The 21,925-nt window shown below is 50.1% G+C and carries 15 protein-coding genes; 8 read left to right on the top strand and 7 right to left on the bottom strand.

Annotated features, from left to right (window positions below; translation table 11 throughout):
- Nucleotides 1–155: 155 nt before the first annotated feature.
- Nucleotides 156–1,085 (bottom strand): winged helix-turn-helix domain-containing protein, encoded by a 930-nt coding sequence (locus ACR0J5_RS01155; protein ID WP_480650025.1) that lies wholly within the window; start codon nucleotides 1,083–1,085, stop codon nucleotides 156–158.
- 388 nt (nucleotides 1,086–1,473) lie between these two features.
- Here ACR0J5_RS01155 and ACR0J5_RS01150 point away from each other — a divergent pair, with 388 nt between their 5' ends.
- Entirely contained in the window at nucleotides 1,474–2,502 is a 1,029-nt protein-coding gene (locus ACR0J5_RS01150) for a helix-turn-helix domain-containing protein (protein ID WP_480650024.1), read from the top strand.
- 155 nt (nucleotides 2,503–2,657) lie between these two features.
- Here ACR0J5_RS01150 and ACR0J5_RS01145 read toward each other — a convergent pair whose 3' ends face one another.
- Nucleotides 2,658–7,283 (bottom strand): glycosyl hydrolase family 18 protein, encoded by a 4,626-nt coding sequence (locus ACR0J5_RS01145; protein ID WP_480650023.1) that lies wholly within the window; start codon nucleotides 7,281–7,283, stop codon nucleotides 2,658–2,660.
- A gap of 291 nt (nucleotides 7,284–7,574) precedes the next feature.
- On the opposite strand from ACR0J5_RS01145, the gene ACR0J5_RS01140 reads away from it, so the two are divergent.
- Nucleotides 7,575–9,293 carry a type I secretion system permease/ATPase gene (locus ACR0J5_RS01140; protein ID WP_480650022.1) on the top strand — a complete coding sequence of 573 codons (1,719 nt, stop codon included), beginning with the start codon at nucleotides 7,575–7,577 and terminating at the stop codon, nucleotides 9,291–9,293.
- A gap of 11 nt (nucleotides 9,294–9,304) precedes the next feature.
- Entirely contained in the window at nucleotides 9,305–10,624 is a 1,320-nt protein-coding gene (locus ACR0J5_RS01135; protein WP_480650021.1) for an HlyD family type I secretion periplasmic adaptor subunit, read from the top strand.
- A gap of 11 nt (nucleotides 10,625–10,635) precedes the next feature.
- Here the strand turns inward: ACR0J5_RS01135 and ACR0J5_RS01130 are convergent, their stop codons facing one another.
- Complete coding sequence (locus ACR0J5_RS01130) at nucleotides 10,636–10,827, bottom strand: hypothetical protein (protein ID WP_480650020.1); 192 nt, start codon at nucleotides 10,825–10,827, stop codon at nucleotides 10,636–10,638.
- Nucleotides 10,828–11,182: 355 nt separating this feature from the next.
- Between ACR0J5_RS01130 and ACR0J5_RS01125 the strand changes: the two genes are divergently transcribed.
- From ACR0J5_RS01125 to ACR0J5_RS01105, 5 genes are all read left to right on the top strand, one after another.
- A complete protein-coding gene (locus ACR0J5_RS01125) occupies nucleotides 11,183–11,791 on the top strand; it encodes a methyltransferase domain-containing protein (protein ID WP_480650019.1) in 609 nt (202 codons plus the stop codon).
- Between the two features lie 1,056 nt (nucleotides 11,792–12,847).
- Nucleotides 12,848–13,207 carry a hypothetical protein gene (locus ACR0J5_RS01120; protein ID WP_480650018.1) on the top strand — a complete coding sequence of 120 codons (360 nt, stop codon included), beginning with the start codon at nucleotides 12,848–12,850 and terminating at the stop codon, nucleotides 13,205–13,207.
- 107 nt (nucleotides 13,208–13,314) lie between these two features.
- A complete protein-coding gene (locus ACR0J5_RS01115) occupies nucleotides 13,315–13,725 on the top strand; it encodes a hypothetical protein (RefSeq protein WP_480650017.1) in 411 nt (136 codons plus the stop codon).
- Between the two features lie 162 nt (nucleotides 13,726–13,887).
- Entirely contained in the window at nucleotides 13,888–14,277 is a 390-nt protein-coding gene (locus ACR0J5_RS01110) for a hypothetical protein (RefSeq protein WP_480650016.1), read from the top strand.
- A 735-nt stretch (nucleotides 14,278–15,012) separates the two neighbouring features.
- Nucleotides 15,013–17,916 (top strand): autotransporter outer membrane beta-barrel domain-containing protein, encoded by a 2,904-nt coding sequence (locus ACR0J5_RS01105; protein WP_480650015.1) that lies wholly within the window; start codon nucleotides 15,013–15,015, stop codon nucleotides 17,914–17,916.
- Nucleotides 17,917–18,107: 191 nt separating this feature from the next.
- Here the strand turns inward: ACR0J5_RS01105 and ACR0J5_RS01100 are convergent, their stop codons facing one another.
- The 4 genes from ACR0J5_RS01100 to ACR0J5_RS01085 form a co-directional block, all read right to left on the bottom strand.
- Entirely contained in the window at nucleotides 18,108–19,508 is a 1,401-nt protein-coding gene (locus ACR0J5_RS01100) for an MFS transporter (protein WP_480650014.1), read from the bottom strand.
- A gap of 426 nt (nucleotides 19,509–19,934) precedes the next feature.
- Nucleotides 19,935–20,336 (bottom strand): hypothetical protein, encoded by a 402-nt coding sequence (locus ACR0J5_RS01095; protein WP_480650013.1) that lies wholly within the window; start codon nucleotides 20,334–20,336, stop codon nucleotides 19,935–19,937.
- Nucleotides 20,337–20,696: 360 nt separating this feature from the next.
- On the bottom strand, nucleotides 20,697–21,725 hold the full coding sequence (locus tag ACR0J5_RS01090; RefSeq protein WP_480650012.1) for an AraC family transcriptional regulator: 1,029 nt from the start codon (nucleotides 21,723–21,725) through the stop codon (nucleotides 20,697–20,699).
- On the bottom strand, nucleotides 21,726–21,899 hold the full coding sequence (locus ACR0J5_RS01085) for a hypothetical protein (protein WP_480650011.1): 174 nt from the start codon (nucleotides 21,897–21,899) through the stop codon (nucleotides 21,726–21,728).
- Between the last annotated feature and the right edge of the window lie 26 nt (nucleotides 21,900–21,925).

The raw sequence follows: 21,925 nt of genomic DNA, 5'->3' as shown, positions 1-21,925 counted from the left end.
GAGTTGAGGTCTTGCTCGTCCATACGGTTTTTCACAGCTCCCCTTGGCTGTCGATGGATCATCGTCTCAACATTTGGCGTCAGACTGTATCTTCACTGAACTGCCCAAACCCAAATACCTGGCGCAAGATTAGCAGGTCCTGCCCCCAGCACCCTTCACAGTTCGCTCGTTTGATCGTGGAAAGTTAGACAGTCGGGACCAACGCTCTTCAAGATAGCTGGCTCGATCAGGTGCGTATCGTTGGGATAAGGGCCCGATTTTTTAAGTGCCCCGCGTAGACCCTCTTCCGGAGGAACGCGCTGCCAAACAACTCTTGTTGCGTAAGGCGCACCCCCTAACCTCCAAGAGCTACCATGCATCAAACCTTTCATAATGTCAGGCCTGTACGCATGTGGCGCATCCAACGTCGAAAGGCATACAGAATGCGGTGGTTCCGAGTTTTGTTCCGTAACGTATACCCGTCCGTTAATGAATACCGCCGAACCTTGATAGCGCGCTCTCTGACGAATACCAACTTGTGGATCTTCGCCCCGCTCCGACGTCCAAACAGCGACGTGATCGTCGGACTCTTTCAACACAGTGACGCCGACCTTGATCATTCCGGGCCATGATGGTGTCCGATAGAAGGTATTGTACGTTCCGAGTATGTAGCGCCAGTTCTCGATCGGACTGGTTGCTAGGGTACGATAAGTAGAAGTCGGGAGTTTGTGTTCAGGAGGCGTAGGCTGAAGCGGCGAACGCGCCTCGGGTTCGGCTTCAATGTGCGACCCCTTTGGACGCAAAAAGCGCAGCCCCCGACCGTATTCCCATTGGATACAGCGCTCCGAGTTGTTGTCATCCACCAGTGCCTTTCGCAATGCGCCAACACGGTTGTACAATGCGGCATCGGAAATTTCTCGGCCGTCCCACACGGCCTCAATAAGCTCTTCCTTCGTTACGACACGACCCTCATGGTGGACGAGGTACTGAAACAAGCTCAAAACACCGCGCTGCAGCCGGACAATTTCGCCGTCAACAAAAAGTAGGTTTCGATTGGGTTCGAAGCTCCATCGCCCGTAGCTGATCTTTTGAGGATCAGTCCGCATGTTTCGCAACTCCATGTGACTTTAGTTGTAAATTATATGTAGTTTCTGTGATGTTTCCTGTCCAACTCAACTTCAAGTTGGAGAATTGGGAATTTTGAGGGGAGAGCCTTAATCGGCGCCAGTGCAACATACCCTAAAGGAAATCGACGACACATCAGATGCTCTGCAATCGCAATGAGAGTCTATCAAGCCCGTGAACTTACCCACGATGGCGGCGGCAGGCAGGCAAAATGCTCAAATACAGTCGCCTTTGGAACCAGGTCGCGACGTAACCAAGGAAAACAGAGGCATTTTGATGTCCAAGCCTACACGCGCAGGTAGTATTTTCACGAAGGCACATGAACACGAACAGGCAAACAAAGAAAAGTAGCGAAGAGGCGAAATTGCCATGGTGCAGGACACACTTATCCCTTCTTTACAGATCAATTCTGATCTGTTCGGCTCGGCGCAGATATTTGATGCCTGGCGTGAGGCCGTAAGGCCGGTGTACGCCGTCGATCCGGACTCGGACGCAGACGGCACAAAAGAAAGCGTCAACGCATGGTTGTTCGATGAACTTGTCTTTTCTGATGTGCGATTTTCAAAGCAAAGCTTCAAACACGATGCGTTGCATGCGCGCGATTCAAACTTTGTATCACTGCAGGTCTATCTGAAAGGTGGGTGCGACGCCATCATTGATGATCGTTCAATTCAGATCAGACCGGATGAGATACATATACTGGACTTTTCGCGCGAGTTTTACTCGACTGCAGAAGCTTCAGATGTTGTCGGGGTTGTCGTTCCGCACGAAATGATCGGCTATGATCCCGGCAGACATGCCCCTCACATGTGTTTCTCTCGCACATCAAACGTCGGACGTTTTTTGTGGCAGGTTTTTTCCGCGTTGTTTGATCAATTGGATCAGGTTCAGCAAAGCGATGCCCGCGCTCTTTCCGAAGGATTCTGTGCCTTGCTGCAAGGGCTTTTGCTACCAGAACAGCGCATCGAGACTGAATCGAAGAAAAACCGTGAGGAACGACTTGCCGAGATGCAGTCCTATATTGCTCGCAATCTGTCGCAGGCGGACTTAGGCGCTGAACACCTATGCAGAACCTTTAATATCTCCAGGCCGTCTCTGTACCGCATATTCGCCCGTTCTGGTGGCGTGGCTAACTATATTTCACAACGTCGCCTGGATAGAGCCTATTACCTACTCGCCTCGGGCTCTCACGGACAAAGCCGGATAAAGGACGTAGCGGATCGGCTGGGCTATCAGGATTCAGCTCATTTCAGCCGCTTGTTTCGTCGGCGCTTCGGTTCAACCCCAACTCAGATAATGACAAACTATATCTCAGTAGAAAATGTACTTAAGCCCGAGATCGTTTCGGGAACAGAAACTGAATTCGGGCGTCTCAATCAATGGCTGTCGAACATGTGATGTAGCATCACAGTATGAGGACCCTTCTGACAGTCCAACGTTGAAAAGTGTGGGCGAAACCGAAGTTCGGCATCGCCCACATTTTGCTTTTATCTTTTTTATCTACGACTTGCCCTGCAAATCCATAGACACACTACTGAGCTCTTGGCAGCGCCTTACAGAATCTCATCATTCCCAAGAGCTGCCAATTGTTGGGCTACGCTGCTAAGTACATCGCCGTTCCAATCGGATGCAGAAAGATTCTCTGAGGTCAGGTCTTCGGCTTGGGTGTCCTCCAGGATATACTTCTGACCCCCATTCCCAAGAACTTCGATGTGAAGATCATCATCAACCTCGGTTATGCCAATGCTGCTTGCCGCCATTGCTCCGAAATCCAAAACGTCTTCTGCGGCATTGAAGCCCGAAATGAACTCTTCAGCGGCCCAGGCCCATTCAATGCTCACAACGTCCTGAACGCCATTTCCGGGATCATCCTGATCCATTGGCACTAAATCGCCATCTTCACTGCCCGAGGCCCCCGTGAAATCGTCGGCCGGATTTGATCCCTCGGTGGCGTCCGGCGCAAAAATGTTCTCTCCAGCTCCGTTTTCAACGAGTGACAGGATTTCCGAGGCCGCTTCGGCGTCCATGATGGTAAAGTTCTCCAGGCTCAGATCATCCAGAGAGACCCCCTGCAGGGTCACGCTTTGGTTGTTTGTCGGGATCGAAAACACGGTGCTTCCGTTCACCTCTGAGACGTCGATCGCATCGGCGCCAAACCATCCGATGTAGATTGTGTCTGTTAGAGGATCAAAGCCAGTCTCAGTGCTGTGCACTCCCCAATCCCAGTCTATCGCAACCGTTGCCGTGGCTGCAGTCACATTTGCAGTGCCATTGCCATAGTCTCCATTGGAGTCAGAGCCCGGATTGGAGCCATCACCTGTTTCCTGACCGCTGCCATCATCGGCATCAGTGTCGTCCTGATGATTGTCAACCGGATCACCTCCTGTTCCTTCTGCTATTCCTTCCCCAAGAGGATCCGAAAGTGTGACCATGCTTTGGAAGTAGTCAATCACGACCTCTTCCGCGACGTTCAACGCGGGCCATTGCGGATACTCGAATGTGTCATTCATGAATACAGCGGTCTGACTGTCGTCCAGGATCGTAAGATGGTTCACGTCATGGGCGGTTGCACCCTCGCTTTCCGGGAACACCAGATCGCCATGCGTTCTAGAATGCATCCACCCGCCATAGTGCGGTTCCATCTTTAGGGTATTGACGAAGTGATCGACCAGATTGTTCTCGGCAAGATACTCGACAAAGCCATCGTGGTCATACTGGTCAACGATTGCCATGGTTTCTTCAACTGTCCCTAGACGGGCAGTCCGCTGAACATCGGCAAGAATGAGGGGATCAAAGTGTTCATCCGCGATCCAGCCCACTTTGGCGCCTTGCATCGCATAGAACAGCCCTACCCCGAAAACGTCCATATCCCAGGCCGTGTCGTTGTTGGTCAGATCATTGGCAAATGCCCAGTTTCCGATTGTTTCCAGATCGGTATCTTCGATTCCCAGGAAATTCCGAAGGGCGTTGTAGGCAACCAAGGCTTCCGTGGTGATGGCAGTGCGTCCGCCTTCAAGCTCAGAGTGCTCTGTATGATCGCTGGCATCGTGATGAGATCCAAAGGCCGTGATGTCCGTAAACCCGGACCCGCCTCCATGATCCATATCGTCGTGGTCCATATCGCCGTGGTCTACAGCGCCGTCGTCCCCGTTGTGATCGTGATCCATATCATCATCATGATCCATGCCATCATCATGATCCATACCGTCATCGGTGGCACCGTCATCGCCATGGCCCATGTCGTCCCCCGTGTGATCACCCGAGTCATCATGAGGGCTGTCACTGGCATCACCCTCATCGGCATCCAAACCGACCGGCGTGATTTCCGTGGACGATCCGACACCGTAAAAACTGAAGTTCACGGTTTCGCCCGCCTCCACCTCTGCGTTGTCGCCAGTGGGTTGAACGGTATAGACGTTGCCTTCATGCGAAATGATGGTCGCCCCCTGAATATCCTGGATATCACCTGCATATTCAAAGCTGAGGGTCCAACCGTCCATGTCGTCTTGTGCATGAACACTAAGAGTGGCGCTGAGGGCACCGGCCCAAACCGTGTCGAGCACGACCTGCACCGAGGATGGACTGACTTGATCACCGCCGGAGTTACCGTTGCCGGCCTCTCCGTCATTGTCGCTCTCACCGTCGCTTGCGTCACTGCCGCCAGTGTCTGCATCGGTATCGTCGCCGCCGGCCCCGGGTCCGTCAGGCAAATCGCTTGGCGCTGTGCCTGTTTCAGCAATCGGGGCGACAACACCGTCCCCCCCGAACACGTCATCGAACTCCAACGAAGACGCGGCCGAAATCTCGTCGAAGGTCATGCCTTCGAACCAAGAGTTATAGGCCGCGGTGATCAAGCTTTCTGAGCCGTTGCTGTCGCCGGACGTGTCCCAGAACATGACGCCACCCAATCCCAGAGACTGCGCCCATTCGGATTTCAGCGCGATGGTTGACGGTGTTTCGAACGAGCTGAAGATACCCAGCGTCGGATTGTACAGGAATGCCGCCTGGGCGTCGTCGTCATAGTAAAGCCCCCAGTCGCTGTCCAAGGCTTGCAACTCATCGAGCAAGTCCCTGTATTCATAGTAGGCTGGCTCTGATCCGGGATAAGTGCCGGGCGCACCACCGCCACTTGGGCCATTCCAGGCATCTATCGGATTATCGACCGACACACCCTGCCAGGCACGTGTGTAGGCAGGCAGGCCAAGAACAATCTGGCTTGGGTCAACACCCGCTTCCAGATAGAGATTGATCGCTGTTGTGACATCATAGTTGGCACCAGTCAGATCATACATTCCAGCCAGATGCCCGGTCGTGTTCTGCCACGCACCGTAGAAGTCATAGGTCATGATATTCATGTAGTCGAGGCTCGCAGCCAGCCCGGGGATGTCGAGATTGGCGATCTTGTCATGCCCCGCCGGAAGCGCTGCCGACATGGTGTAGCTACGCCCGGTTTCCGCCTCCAGCTGATCCAGAGCTGCGCGGGTTTCTGCAGCAAGCAATGTAAAGTTTGCGCCGTCCTCAGACCGAACAGAGTTGGTGCTGAGGCCTCCACCTCCCGGGTATTCCCAATCGAAATCGATGCCATCGAACATCGTATTTTCCTTAAGGAAGTCCAAAACACTGTTGATGAAGGTTGCGCGCCCCTCAGCCGTGGCAGCCATGTCGCTGAAATTTCCGGAAAGCGTCCAGCCTCCGATCCCAAGCTGGGTCGTCAGATGAGGGTTTGCTTCTTTCAGCTCAGCAAGCTGATTGAAATGGCCAGCAACCGGTTGGTCCCAGGTATCCGCGACGCCGTCGATACTATCCTCAGCAGAGAAAGCGACGCCTGTTGCGGCCCATGGATCGTGCAATTCGATCTCGAATGCGCTGTTGACGTTTACAAACGAGTAGATGAGATTCGTAATGTTCTGCGCCTGCACATCCGTCATATTGTGATCGCGCTCGTATATTCCCCATTCCGGGAAATAGGCAGCGATAATGGGTGCGCCAGCAGAGGAATCGCCTCCGGTGTTTCCACCCGTGCTGCCGCCCGTATCGCCCCCGCTTTCTCCACCAGTGTCTGTATCTGGCTGACTGCCGTCGTCGTCGTTTGACGCATCATCGATATCGTCGCCCGTGCTTTCATCGGTGGTCCGGCCTATCAATGACAGGATCTCGGCTGCGGCGGTGCCGTCCATGATTGTAAAGTTCTCAGGGGTCAGATCTGCTAGGCTGATTCCCTGAAGTGTTGTTGTCTGGTTGTTCGATGGAACAGAGAAAACCACATTCCCATCAACTTCAGTGAGATCAATCTGATCTGCGTTGAACCACCCGACAAAGATGGTATCCGATGCCGGATCGAAATCCGTTTCAACTGCGTTACTGCCCCAGGCCCAATCAATAGACACATCCGCACTACCGGCATCGACACCCGCCGACCCGGTTTCAGAATTGCCCATGGTCGGTTCACCCGGAACGCCAAGACCCTCATCTCCGGTTAGACGGTCCTGAAAATACGAGATCAGCTCATCGCTTTGCGGCGCATCAAAGCCGCCAAACTGCTGCATATACTGCAGGATTGATGTCCCAAACTCATCGTTGCTTAAGCCACCCGTTAAGAACAGATCGACAACCGCAGGCGCGCCACGAAGATGCGCAGAGGCCAGAATACCCGTGAGCGTAACAGGAACCGGTGTTGTTTCGCCTTCAGTCGTATAGTCGATCGTCGTACCGATGAATTCGTCCAGCGTGCGGCCGGCTGCGGCTAGACCTTCATTAATAATTTCCAGATTGTGACCAAACGCTTCACGAATTGCGACATCCTGGGCGTCCTTGGTCATGAAGTCTTCAAGAGACTCCACCCCATTCTTGCCTGTCCAGGTACCATCCCAAGTATTGGTCGCAGCTCCGTTACCATAGTAGAGGTCGTCATCGTAGTAACCCAAGTCAATCAGCAACGCCTCTCCAAACTGGTAGCCCACAAACCCAAAGCTGTTCAAAGACCGATACGCCATCGCTTCCCATTCATCGGCCGTCAAATCAGACCAACTTGAATATTGCGGAAAGAACTGTTGCACGGTTCCGTTGGCCCATTGATCAAGTTGGTGATCCTGAATCACCCCTGCATCATAGCGATCCCGATCCCATCCTGATTCAAAAGCAAGAAGTGCGTCGAGAAATTCTTCAAAAGTGTTTTCCATCTCTGGCTCATCCCATCGTGAGGTTTTCCTTAACAGCACAAAGCGGTACGAATCTGTAATTGACCTCGCAATGGAAAATGCGCCCGACCCTAATTGTGAGCGGCAAAAGGCTTCAATTGGAACGGATTAGCAAATAGTTGCCTAGATTAAGAAACTATAAATAAAAGTTAATTTGAGTTCGAAATCAAAGAAATAAAGAAACCGAAATTAGATACTGGTTTTGATTCTAAATGTCTCAAAATGTATCAATACGGATCGTATTAAATATGTCAATATTGGGAAGAGTCAGCAATGCGTAATAAAAGTAAACCAGGCAAGAACCAACTAAGCATAAGGGACTCTATTGTTTCTCTTCGCGGTTGGTTTCTCAGCGTTGCTGGAATCAGTTTTGTCGTAAACGTTCTTGCGCTCACCGGCCCGATATTCATGCTACAAGTATACGACCGAGTTCTGGTTAGCGGCTCTGTTCCCACGCTTGTTGCCATCGGAGGATTGGCATTAGTTCTTTATCTGTTTTTTGGCTTCCTTGAGGCACTGCGCGCGCGGATATTGTTTCGGATGGGTCAGCAAGTCGACGCCCAATTGTCTGCAACCGTTTACACACTTTCTAACCTACAACCTCTTGACCCTGACAATGGAGGTAAGAGAGTTACGCCAGTCCAAGACCTGGAAAGCACAACAACCTTCCTTTCGGGACAGGGACCTACCGCAATCTTCGATGTCCCGTGGCTTCCGTTTTATCTCTGCATCGTCTTTATGTTTCATGAGATTTTGGGCTATGTCGCACTCGGTGGCGCAGCGGTGATTTGCTTGCTTATGGTGCTCAACGAAGTGGTGGCGCACAAGCCGGCTAGCGTTGCCGCGTTCTTGCGGTCACAACGCGCGGCACTGGTGGAAGAAGGTCGCCGAAACGCCGAAACAATACACGCAATGGGAATGTCTCAAGCGCTGGCGCAGAGATGGGAACAAGCCAATCTAGAGCAGCTTCAGGGACAGCGCATCGCAGCAGACTGGACAGGTTTTTTCAGCTCGGCGATCAAGACGATCAGGTTGATCCTACAGTCGACTATCCTGGCGGCTGGTGCCTGGCTTGCAATAAGGCAAGAGATATCACCCGGGGTGATGATTGCCTCGTCAATTATGACCTCGCGCGCGCTGGCTCCGGTTGAGCAGGCCGTAGCCAACTGGCGTGGCTTCGTTTCAGCGCGTCAAAGCTTTGCAAGGCTGAACGCGTTCATGAGTAAAAACCGTCTTGTTGTACCAACTACAAAACTAGGGCGTCCCCAGAATCGACTGGAACTCAAACAAGTTTACTGTGGGCCTGCCGGGGCGAAAGATCCCGTGATTCTAGGCGCTTCACTAGAGCTCGAAGCAGGTGATGGCATGGCGATTTTGGGGCCGTCTGGCTCCGGCAAATCGACTCTGGTCAAAGCGATTACCGGCAGTGCCGGCACCTTCAAGGGGGACATCCGCCTTGATGGCGCGACCCTTGATCAGTGGAGCGACACTGAAAGAGGTCAGTTTATCGGTTATCTCCCGCAAGAGCTCAGCCTGTTCGACGGAACAGTGGCGCAAAATATCTCACGCTTTGATCTCAACGCGTCATCTGAGGAGGTTATCGAAGCTGCGATAACCGCAAATGTCCACGATTTGATTCTTGATTTACCCGAAGGTTATGACACGACCATCGGATCAGACGGGTATCAGCTATCCGGCGGTCAAAAACAACGCATTGCCTTGGCCCGCGCACTATTTCGAAAGCCGTTCCTTCTGGTGCTCGATGAGCCCAATTCTAATTTGGACACCTTTGGCGAAGCGGCTCTGGCAAAAGCACTGCTTGAGATGCGAAGGCAAGGGTCCATTGTGGTCCTGGTCGCACATAGACCTCAGGTTCTTGCATCGATGAACAAAGTGGCATGCCTGAAAGACGGGCGTATCGTGGCGAACGGGCCGAAAGACGAAATCATGGGCAATTCGCTGGTGGCCTTCAAATCAGAAAGGGCTGCCTAATGACCCTCCACATGAAAACGAAAGACAAGGCTCAAAAAAATCAGCTGCTCGAACAGAGCATTGGACGGCATGTGATTTTGGCTGGCGCAACCATTTTCCTGCTGGTTGGAATTGGGGGCCTCTGGTCTGCATCGACAAAAATCTCAAGTGCGGTGATTGCACATGGACAGGTGGTTGTCGAAGGTGACGTTAAACAGATCTCTCACCGAGAGGGCGGTATTGTGGGTGAGATTCTGGTAGAAGAAGGTCAAGAAGTTGTTGCAGGTGAAGTGCTTATTCGCTTGGATGATACACTTGTCCGAAACAACTATACCATCCTCACCAGTCAACTTATCGAACTGGAGGCACAAAGCGCTCGATTGAAAGCCGAGTTCGAAGAAGAGAGCACCGTCAACTTTCCTGACCGAAAATACGACATGAGCCATGACTCCTATGAAGAAATCAAAACCACACAGCTAAAGTTGTTGACCGCTCGCAGCGGGAGTCTGGACAAGCTCAGAGGCCAGTTTAAAGAGCAAATTGAACAGCTTGAAAAGCAAATCAATGGATTGGAGACAAGGCTTGAAACGAAACAACGTGAGCTTGAGCTGGTAGATGAGGAACTGAAAGATTCTCAGAAACTGTTTGAAAAGAACCTCGTAACCAAAAACAGGATCACACAACTGAAAAGAGATCAGACACGCCTGTCTGGCGAATATGGTGAGTTAGGCTCTCAAATCGCAGGCCTCAATGAAACAATAAGCGAAACAAACATGAAGTGGCTGCAAAATGAAGAAAGAAACCGAGAAGAAATCCTAGATGAATTGCAGAGTGTGACAGCCGAGATCACCGAGAAAAATCTGCAACGAATCTCTCTGGAAGATCAGTTGGGTCGGCTTGACGTTCGCGCCCCTCTGGCTGGCTTTGTGCATCAACTTGATGCTCATACTGTAGGCGGGGTCATCCCGCCTGCTTCGACAATCCTCCAAATCGTTCCGAAGAATGATCAGCTGGTAATTGATGCCAAAGTCGATCCAACTGACATCGACCAAGTGTATCTTGGCCAGGAAACCACCATTCGCCTCCCGAGCCTTGATCAGCGCCAGACCCCCAAGCTCTCAGCGAAGGTGCACACTATTGCAGCTGATCAGACTTTCGACGACGCGCTACAGCGTGGTTATTATCATGTCCGACTGCAAGTGACCGAGGGTGAACTTGCCAAATTGGGCGATACTGATCTGATCCCCGGCATGCCTGCCGAAGCCTTCATTTCAACAGGGCAACGAACAGTTCTGGCCTATCTTTCCAAACCGATCCTGGATCAAATCGCACACTCGATGAAAGAGAGCTAGAGCGCAGAAAATCAAAGCCCCTGATCAACAGCGCTAAATCTAAGTATCCAAACATCCAGACCCAGCGCAAAAAGTAAAATCGTATCTTGGCAAATAAAAATAACTGCCATATGAAAATGGAAATCAGTCAATAAATCTCCGATGTCATCAAGAAAATTAGTGATATTTTTCAGCGCAAACACTTTGCGAGCTGAGACAGGCATCTATTGAACTTCGAGACGACAGTCTATGGATCAAATATAGATATTATGATTTGATTGAAATACTCTAAATACAAGATGATTGGGTACAAAGAAGTACTAACGCGAATATCAAAACGCGCAGCAATTAAGAGTCGCTATAAATGGCTCTCGAGTACCTGAATAACCACTCACGATAGGGGCCAACCCCCTCGCCCCAATGTGAGGCCTTGTTTGGATGATGCAAGGCCTCACATACCAATACTTCTGACTTTCAAAGCCATAAAAGAGCTGAAGTGCACAACTGAAATAGTTCGCATTCCGATACAGTATTGAGAATTTCATTATTTTTCCCAAGTCTTGAAGGAGCTAACATCGTATGGATTCGAATGAAGTCTATAGGGCGGATTTGTCTGCTATTTTGGCACAGGGTGGGTCATCACAAATCGAACTCTCATCAATACGAGGCTCAACGATTTCAAAAGCCGTACTTGGAGCCCTTGTGAGATCCCGATTGAATCCAAGTGATCACCTGCTCGTCATTGGGACAGAAGCGGACTCCACACTAGATCAACTGCACGATGATATAGACTTTGACATTTCTGGAACACAGATCGGGTCGTTCACTCAATACCTGAACCGTGAACAAAAACTATCGAGAATGACGGGGCAATGCACAATTGAAGGGCTAAACTTCACCGACAGTAGATTTGACGTAGTTGCATGTATCCAGGATTATAGCAGTTTGACTGGTCTGCGGGCCACATTCTCAGAGTTGCTGCGTATCACGAAGTTGGGTGGGTCGCTTTGCACTGTTATTCACACATGTAGACGACCCAGAGCTTTACAAGAAATGCAAAGAGCGGAATGCGCTGATTCCGAGGATCTCCAGGTCGATGTAAAAAACATGTTTTTAGAGAGTGAGGCTCAGTGCGTCGTCAGAGTTCCTTGTGCAAGAACTTCTCTTGCCTTTTTAGTCAAAAAGTAAGTTGGGAATGCAAACGGCCCTCGTCGGTCTTCTTTTTTTGTTCAAGAGATGAAGATCCTAGCCTAAAGCACTGAAACTGGGGTGTACCTTTGGAAACCAATTGCTTCAGGATTCAAGCATCAAGTCTGACCTGCCCCCACGACTCTCCAATTCGTAACGCGAGTCTGCAGGCTTGGATTCCATAACCTTTGGTTTCGAGGCGGGCGCGGAGCCTTCAATTTGTTCAAGCATTCGACGAGCTCGTACGAGCGTCTGGTCGCCAGGTGTTGAGTGCGAGTTGGCGTCATCGCGCCAGAGCGGCAGCATGCGCCGGGCGTCGTCCAGACTGTCGCATTTCTCTTCGTTCCGAAGTTTATCATGCAGGCTGCCGTTGAAACTCTTTTTGAAGGCGCTTTATCGCGGCAATCCTGAACCAAATTGGCGCCAGTTGATGCTGTTGTTGCCCGCCCATCTAAGGATCGACCGGCTGGAGAACTAGCCACCGTAAAAACTTCGGAATGATGTTACATCCTATGTGCGGGATAGTCGGCAGATTTGGCACCAAGTCTTTGATATGCTGGGGTGTTCGAGCAGCAACCCTATCCGCCAGCAGCCAACGCTCGGTCGATTTGTTTCAACGGCCTTCATTACCAAGCTTGTCCGGGGGTTGTCTGCCTGGCGGTCTTCGGCTCGACATCGACAAGTCGGCTGGCCCGGCTTCGCCTTTCTCGAAAATCCTGATGATTGTGTCTCAGTTAAACGGCTCTTTCGGGTTCGATTTTTCCTTCGAAAGGTTAAACGGACTCTACATCGGAAAGATGGAGGTTTCGGGGAGCAGGTCGACCCTAAGGTCAGATTTCGTACACTATTTCGAGCAGCCGTCGTCCGATAACTCGACTGAAGATACAATAATCCCGATAAAGTCGAGACAGCTGTACATCGACAACTCGCGTGTCCCGTGAAATGTTTTAGCTTCAACTCGGAACTTGGAGAGGTTCGCTTATATCACGAGCCTTGTTGAGTTCGGCGATGTGATAAAAACAGAATTACACTAAGCGTACAGGCGAAAAGACAAAGATGCATCAATCACTGGAACAGCATGTTATCGCATTTAAGGGCGCTGCCTTATTGATTTGTCTGGCCGGGACACAGGCAACGGCAAATACAAAAATAGACATCCTGAACTGTGCGAATTCATCTCGTCCCGTCGAGGTTGCAACCTTTGACCATTTCATCGGTTCAGCAACGGCAACAATTAAGGCTCAGATCGATCCTGGGGAAAGCACCGTTGCGAACTGCGCTACGAGCGAATGCACTCTGGTTTTTATCACTGACGCAAGTGTTGTCAAAAAAACAACTAGTAGCACCAGTGTTTCTACTTATGTAGACGCAGAGTCATTTACGCATGTCGAAGATTCCAACAGCGCTTGCAAGTAGCGTCCTGAATGTATTGGTCTTTCGGCACAGCCATGCCGATTTTTGTCTGGCAGAATAGCGTTGATGATAAATCACCGTAGCCAGAAGCAGTATCGGAGGTCACTCGTATGGTTTTTCGCAGAAAACTCCAGACCACACAGTTTGCGGCTTTGGCGATATCTGTAGCTCTGGTATTAGGGCTTTCTGCAGTTCGAGAAGCAGCTCTGGCTGATGAAAAGAAAGAGATCACTGTAGATACTCAGGTCTTCGTAAAGAACTGTTCCAATTCTCATCATGAAGTTAAGGTTCAGTCCTTTAACTACGATAATCCCATCACGCCCGTATCTAAACCTTATACGAGCAAGACACTCCATTCAGGCACTGCGGGTGATTTCTATTGCAAAGCGCAAAAGTGTAAAATTACCTTTCACAGCGGGTCTGACACCAAGGAAAAAGACACGAGCCAGTCTCCGTGGTACGTCCACGTACATGATAGTCACAAAATGGACATCAGCTTGGATGCGAGCATTTGCAACTAGATAAACCGAAAAAGGCTGGATTTGTATTGCAAACGCCAGCGGTGATACTGTCGAGCATACCATACTTCGCCGCGTTAAGCGCCCTGCTGCAGATACTGCCTGCTTTGGCCAGACGCCATTTACCAGCGTTTCCCAGCTTACTGCATCAAGAAGGAAAAGCGGATGATCCAATCTAAGTTGATAAAGGCTGAACCTTTCCTCTACCCTGTTCGGTTTAAATTCGTTCTTTTCTTTCTGTTTGGTGTTGCCGCCTCAGTGAGCCCGGCCCTGGCGACGAAGCACAAATCCGTCACATGCGCCTCAACCGAGTGTACAACAACAGAAAAGCTTAGCTCAGGATCGCTAACTGATACTAAAAAATTGGAAATTACTGCGACTTGCAGCGCTTCATCTTCTGCGGCGCCAACGTATTTGCACTGCAAAAGAGAAGAAAACGTTTTTGACGGCTCATGCGATACTGCAGAATACACTGATGACAATGCGACGTGCAAATGCTCGAACCGCGATGTCTCAGCTATGCATATCGAAGTCACCGTGAAATGCGCGGAATAGTAGTTTCATTTGGAAACAACAAACTGCAGGATGCTTGCAATACACTAAGCGTTTTAACGCAGGAACTGTCAGGATCAGTTTGAATCCGGTCGGATTTCAACCTGATAGAACCGTTTCAGCTGATCAAGACTCGTGTGTTTTTGTGACGGTAGTTTCACTTCACAACGACAGCGTGTCTGATCTAATTACGAAGCGACATGCCGTGTGGCATCATAAATGCAACCTCCCTTGTCCTTGAGATCATCTATTTAATCTACAAACCTGATTTGCAATTCGCGTTCCTCAGGTTCCAAAATTTGGTGGTTTGCCATGCTGGTTGGGGCAGTCCAGGTTTGTCTCACAAATCCTCTAAAATCGCTGGCTACAAACACGTTTTGGGCATGAGAAACCGAAACGGGCCTCTCAGCTAGATCTATACAAGACTATTGGCGAGTGAATTGCCCAGAATAGCACTTTTTCGTCAAATTTGGGCAGTCGCTAACTTGTTGATCACGCTCAAAATTCGTGCGCAGGGCCGATATATAGTTCAAAATTACTAGCACATTCGTATCACAGCAAACCTTTGTATTTCTTGGCATTTTCACATGATTGGCCCAGTTGTGACATGGCATTTCGTATCAATATGAGAGCAGTCTTTGTCAGATAAGGTGTACACCAAATGGTGCCGACCCCCCCAATTGCACCTTCATCAGGGCCGCCTCAAGCCTTTGACAAAGACTGCGCATTTTCCTCAAAATGGTGGACTTCATGCAAAGCAATACAAGTCATATCACCCTATCGGAGCACTTAGAATCCCAAGCCCGTAGCACTGCAGCATTAGCACCCGATAGAATACGTTTTTTTACTTCTCAGTTTTTTGCAGTCTTTATGTCGAGCACAGCGCTCGGAGCCTTGCTAACGGTGTTCCCTTTCGGACAAGGCAAGGCTATTGCCGGGAGTTGCTCTCAAATCGGTGGCGATAGGTACGTTTGTTCCAACGCAGCGGACCCAGGAGCGGATAGCACACAATTTATCGTGGGAAACTCACTCAACATTTCTACGACACCTATGTTTGGCATCGAAACCCCAGGGGTCAGTTCTCGCCCTCTTACGGGTGCATTTATCTTGATTGGCAATGAAATCACGTTTGTGGATGCAAACAATTCTACGATCTCGGCTGCATTAGGTTATGGGATCGGAGCCATAAACCAACCCGGCACTTCGGGCGATGTCACGATTCAAACGAATGGGGTTGTTACCGGGACCTCTGAAGGCATTGCAGCATTTCAACGTGGAGAAGGTAGTATCAACATCGCAGCCAGTAACGTTAACAGTTTGGATAGCGACGGTATCTTGGCGTTTGTGCTTCCGGACGGAGACAACCTTTCTGTCGCATCTGATGGGACTATCCTCGGTTATGAAAATGGAATTTACGCGGAAAACCGGGGCTTCGGGTCAACTCTGATTGATGTGAGTACGGTAACAGGGTCCATTGACCACGGGATTTACGCCGCAAACAGCGGAGGCGACCTTATAATCCGTTCATCCGGCACGGTTCGCGGAGATTCAAACGGTATATCTGCGACGCAAAACGGAGTAGGGATTTTTCAGATTTACTCTGTCGATACGATCGGCAACGAACAAAATGGCATTCAAGCATATGTAGACTACAATGGCGGCGATTTGTTGATCGAAGCTACAGGTAGAACGCATGGCCGCAACAGCGGTATCAACGTTACAAACTTCGGTGCTGGGACAACGACTGCCAACATTTCAGGGGCATTGACAAGCGAGGACAGCGCAGCCTTCTTCGCGCAAGGCCAGTTGGGTCATTCAATAAATATTGACTTGTTGAATGGTGCATCGGTGTTTTCAGATTCAGGCGAAGCAATTCAGGTTCTCGACGCCAATAGCCACTTAACGTTACACTCTGGCTCATCCTTAGCGGGCGCTGTAAGGCTTGGTGAAGGTCGGGATGTCCTAGAGATTCACGGCGGTTCAGACATCAGTCAAGCCAGTGTTTTTGATGGCGGAGCCGGAGAGCAGGATGAGCTCATCCTGTCGGGTTACCGGAATGTGCTTGACGCAGATCGGTTCGGCAATTGGGAGATCCTGAAAGTACGTGAGAATGCCGATCTAAGACTTGAGACAGCTGTTGCAGACCAGCTTAATCGGATCGAAATCGAGAGCGGCGCTATCACATCGCAAGATGCAGAATTCACCTTCGAAGGCGATGTCAATATTGCGTCCGGTGGGTATTTCATCTTTGACACCGACAAATTGGGAGACTTCTATCTTGGCGGTTCGGTTGTTAACAACGGAATAGTCGCGCTTGCCAATAGCCAAGCAGGTGACAATTTAACATTCGACACAGATCTAACCGGTAACGGGGTGATAGCCTTAGATGTCGACTTGACCAACCAGGCAAGCGACACACTTCAACTATCCGGTAGCAGCACCGGGACGTCCATGGGGCTGTGGGTAATTAAATTGGGAAGTGGGAACGGCACCGCAACAACATATGATTTGATAAGCGTTTCTGGCGAGAGTTCGGAAAATGACTTCCGGCTTGTCAATGCCGATTTTGTAACCAACACCGGGGAACAAGCCATCAGCGATGGTCTGATGGTGTATCGTCTCAACTATGACGCAGCCAGTGGCATTTTTCGGCTGACGCCTTTTGACTCACGTGGGGAACTACTCAGTAATCCGGGCGGAGCGATTTACGCAACTGCCGCACAACAATTCAGTGATCACATTGCCTTTGGCACAGCTTTGGGACGGCTGATGAGTGCTGGCCGGCAGAGCGGGTTTAATGAGAATACGGTCACCAGAGCGCTCAATGAGCTAACCACGGCAAAGCGCCCTATCATTTGGATACAAGCTGAAGGGCAGCGCGATCGTTATTCGATTGATGATAGAAGGGTGACAACAAACAGTGGCGATTTGCGCTATGGTGCGGCATTGCCGGTGATCGAGGCGGCGAACGGTCGAATTGTAGCGGGGATCGAAGTCTCTGCATCTACCTTGTCCACCCACCTTAGCACAGACTTAACCAGCGCCGATATCGATACCGAAGCATATAGTGCAACCATAAGCGCGCTATGGATCTCGAACGATCAGCTCTACGTCGATGGTCAATTCCAATACGCCCTATTCGATAGCACAATCAAACCGCAAGGTGGGGCATCTGTGGACACAGACGGACGTGGCTATGGTTTGTCAATCGAAGTTGGAAAGCCGATTGTATTCGATGCGGGTTTTACCCTCGTTCCACAAGCACAGCTAATGTACAGTGATGTCAGCTCAGACGACGTTTTTAACTTAGTCGGGAGCAGTCAGGCCGGATCTTTTGACGATAGCGAAACGTTGACTGCCCGGTTTGGCCTGCGTGCAGAAAAAGAGCTGAGGTCAGGATCAATTATTTATGGTCAGTTCGACTACTACCATTCCTTCGACAACCAAACGAGCGTCACTTTCGCCCAAAACGCCATCATAACCGAGCGGGCTGAAAATACCGCTGGACTTACACTAGGTGGAAACGTCAACGTCTCACCACGAAGCACACTCTTTGTTGAGTTAAGCGGCGAGACCGGCCTTGGAAGCGGCTCGGACAACTATTCATTCGGCGGTCTCTTCGGTTGGGAATTCAACTTCTAACGCCTAGCTCGTTGAACCAAGTCTGACGAGAATGTTGTCAATCACGGGGGCGGGTTTACCGTTGGCGGATATTGCTGCGCCGATTGCAATCCCAAGTTTCCTGCAATCCATGCGTCAGACGCAACAGCATGCGAACAAGCGGACGTACAAGATCGTTACTCATTGCAAAGATTGCGCCACCGCCTAGTGTTTTACCTGTTTTGCGTGGCCCTTATTTGATCCGGTAAATGCGGAGATTTTTTCAGAGCCCACACACAAAAGATGCTGGTCGCCAAAAATAGGGCTCCGGACAGCCAAAAGACGGTAGAAAAACCGCTACCGCTCCGAAGAAAAACGCTCCCTGCAGTCACACCAAGTGTTGACCCGATCAAACGCATAGTTGTGGTCAAGCCGCTGAGTTCACCCTGTTTTTGAACTGGTACGGAAATAGTTGTTAGGCGAGACGGAACAATAAACGCAAAAGGTATTGCTACGCCCCAAAATACCAGGGCCAGCAACAGCATCCGAAAGCTCTCAAAGTACATTGACGCGCCGATAGCAATGGTTGCCAAACTCAAAAAGAACGTCCCAAAGACAATCGGAACGCCGGAGCCGTATTTATCAGCAATCTTGCCGGTAAGGGGCGAAAGAATTGGGAATGGACCCACGGCACAAAGTACACTGAAACCTGCCAGCATCGGTGAAACTTTTAACTCATCCACAAGATAGAGCGGCACATAAAGTGCAACAGTCATCTTTGAAAACTGTCCTACCAGGATCGAAATCTCACAAGCTGCGAACCTTTTGGTATTGAACAATCCGACATCAATCAGCGGGTCCGGATGTGAGCCTTCGAAGCGCCAGAAAAAGAGCAATGCCGCCGAGCCGAGAACCAAGCAAACCAGTATCATCGGATTGCTCCAACCGTAGTCAGCCCCCTCCATGAGACCAAAAATCAAACCCAGCATACCGATAAGCATAAAGACGAGCCCGACACCGTCGACATTCTTTGGGCCATTTTCGTGGTCAAGCTTCTTCCACGTCGCGCATATGACCACTGTGGTCAACACGACAACCGGTATGTTGATCCAGAAGATCCAACGCCAGTCGAGATAGTTTGCGATGGCGCCACCGACGACCGGACCGCAGGCGAGGAACACGGTGGCGACCGACGCCAAAAATCCAATCGCTTTTCCATGCTGTTCAGCCGGGAAAATACTCACAACACCAGCAAACGAAAGCGGGTAGAATACAGCAGCACAAATGCCTTGAAGTGTTCTCATGGTTAAGAGCATGGCAGCATCCTGGGAGAAGCCCGCCGCCATTGAAGCTGCTGCGAATACGAGGCCTGCTACAAACAGCGTTGGCTTGAGACCAAAGATGTTCATAAGTTTGCCCCCAACCGCTGCAAGGCACGTGAACGCCAGCATGTAGGCGTTGACAATCCAATGCGTAGCGGAAGTTGAGAGCTGAAATTCTTCGCGGATTGACGGTAAGGCTACACTGAGGATGGTTTCATCCAACAGAACAAGACCGCAAAGGCTTCCGAACGCGATCGTTATTTTTACCCGGCGACTATCCATCATGCCAAGATAGCGGCTGAAATGCGCCAAGCCTGTCTATGGACGTATGTCTCATTCCCAATTGGATTTTTGTATCACTGTTAGAAGTCAATTTTCCGGTGGCACTCACTGAAATGGAAACGAACGCAGGTACAACTTATTGCATCTATGTAAAAAAGTGGCTCCAAGCTCCAAAAACTGCCCGCAACACACCTTTGTAACGATACCGGGCACCGCATGTCATTCATGCGCTCAGAACCGATGTGGAGTCGTTTTTTGGTTTCGTACGGCTTGGGCTAAAGCTCTGCCCAAGTTGTGCAACCGGTCATTCTGAAAAGAGTGATTGTACGCGTCAGAACTCGTACTCCTGCTATGTCGCGGGACACCAAATCACTGGTTTGATGTCCCGCGGAGTTCTCTCAGACCGTTGACGTTAGTTCGATCCCCAAAACGCTAACCTACAACCAGAGTACTCCTTCAGTCGCAAATCGAGCTTTCATGACCATGATCCTTCACCTCGCCACTTGAGTCGGTGAGGACGTACATGTTCTTATGATCGTAGTTTGTGATCTTTTCTTCATTTGCGTTCGTCTTCAGCTTTACGGTACAGCCGGAGGGGTCGTTGCAATGCAGATCCTTACTAGATCCGACCTCAACTTTTCCTTCCGTCACGTAGGTTTCGTCCGAAAGATCAACACCGTTGTACAAATAGGCTTTGAAGTAATCACCTGAACCGGAACAGTTGTGAAAATCGATGTGGCCATCAAACGCAAAACTCTTTGCGGGAAGAAGGGCAACACAGAGCGTCAGTGCTGCAGCGTATCCTGCCACACTGGAATTACGATTCTTCTTCGTTGAAACAGGCGAAGTAACTTTCATTGTCTTTAACTCCTCGAAGCGCATCATTTCTATACCTGATAGCCGGGCTACCGCGGTGCGGTTCCATTTTTGAATGTTGTTTGGATGTCCTGCGCACCAAGTTCACATTCAAACGACACCGTAGAGTTTGTCGATGGATGCATATTTCATCTTATGCTGGCGATTTGTCTCATGCACATTTTGGGTTCCAGGCTATCTCGCCAAGTAGCGGATCAAACTTGGAAATTTGTACGAGGCGATCCTGAACTGAAATCGCTTGAAGCCCTTCGAATTGGCGTTTTTTTTGGCAGACCGCGCGCAACCGCTTCGCCCCTGAAACGGGCTCAATTCACCAGCTGTCTGGTAGTTTTACGAAGCCGCCTAAATTCGTCTTAGCCAACGGCTCAGCTCCCCATGCTCAGCATCTAAAATGAGAGTATCCGACGGCAACAGGCTTGCAGAATCTATGTCGGTTTTCTTCACCACATCTGTCGGCGTCAAACTGAAACGCTTCTTAAAGAGTCTGCTGAAGTGGGCCGGATCGTGATAACCGACGCGTTCGGCGACATGCTTAACCCGATTGTCCCCAACCGAGCCCGAAGCCAGAATATGATACGCCTTGTCCAGACGACGTTGCGAAATGTAATTTGCAACACCACCCAAAGGGCCAAACGCCCGATAAAGAGTAGGTCTCGACATGTTAAAAACACTGCAAATTCTATCCACGCCCAGCTCAGTATCGGAGAGGTTACTTGCTATATAGGTCCGTATCTCGGATAGCCTGTCATGCCGTGTTTTTTGAACGCTCGTAGATGGCAGATTTTCTGAAACGACCAGTTTTTGAATTACCCCACAAAAACTATAAGCCAAAGTCTTTGCTTCGCTTTCTTTGATGTCACTCAGCTTGTCAAAAATTGAAAAGAATATCTGCGACAAGAAAGAGCCAATCGAGGATTGAAGCGAAAAGCAGATATGGGGCGGATGCCGCAATGGATCATAGCCGATCATTTTGTGTGGGATGAATACACCCACCATATCAGATTCTTGAGCGATCGAATGAAACTCGCGAGAAAAGTCAAACACGTGGACTTCCCCGGGCGACACGTTGATTGTCTGATCGTCAACAATGGCGCTGCATCCACCCTTCGTGTAGATCTGCAAGGACAAGAAGTTAGCATCCCTTGAAAGGGATAGATCACGTCGAAGACTCTGTGGCGAGAACTTGATTTCAGTAAAAACGAGGTCATCCAGCAACCACCCATTCACTTGTTCTCTTACAATCTCAGAGTCGACGTGAGGATCCACTTCATAGATCGACTTGACGGCTTGTCTCCAAGCTTCAAATGACCTCATGGATCCGGTGGTATCAGCATTCACTTGAAGAGTTGGTATAGGCGATGTCTGAGTCATTTATTGCCACTGGTATGTTGAGTGCTTCTGGTAGGCAGTCACCTGATCGTCGGCGTTTTGATCCACTTCCGCTTGCTTGAACATGGCTTCAGACCAACGGGCACATTGAGAAAAAAACGATCTACCTGAGGGTGAATCTAAAGCCACAATCATTGCCCGTTCAGTGGTCAGCATTTTTGCCACCTTGTTGCGAACTACGA

The sequence above is a fragment of the Ruegeria sp. BE1 genome (genome assembly GCF_056538885.1).
The sequence above is the reverse complement of the archived record's forward strand: the minus strand, read 5'-3'. Positions and strand labels throughout refer to the sequence as shown.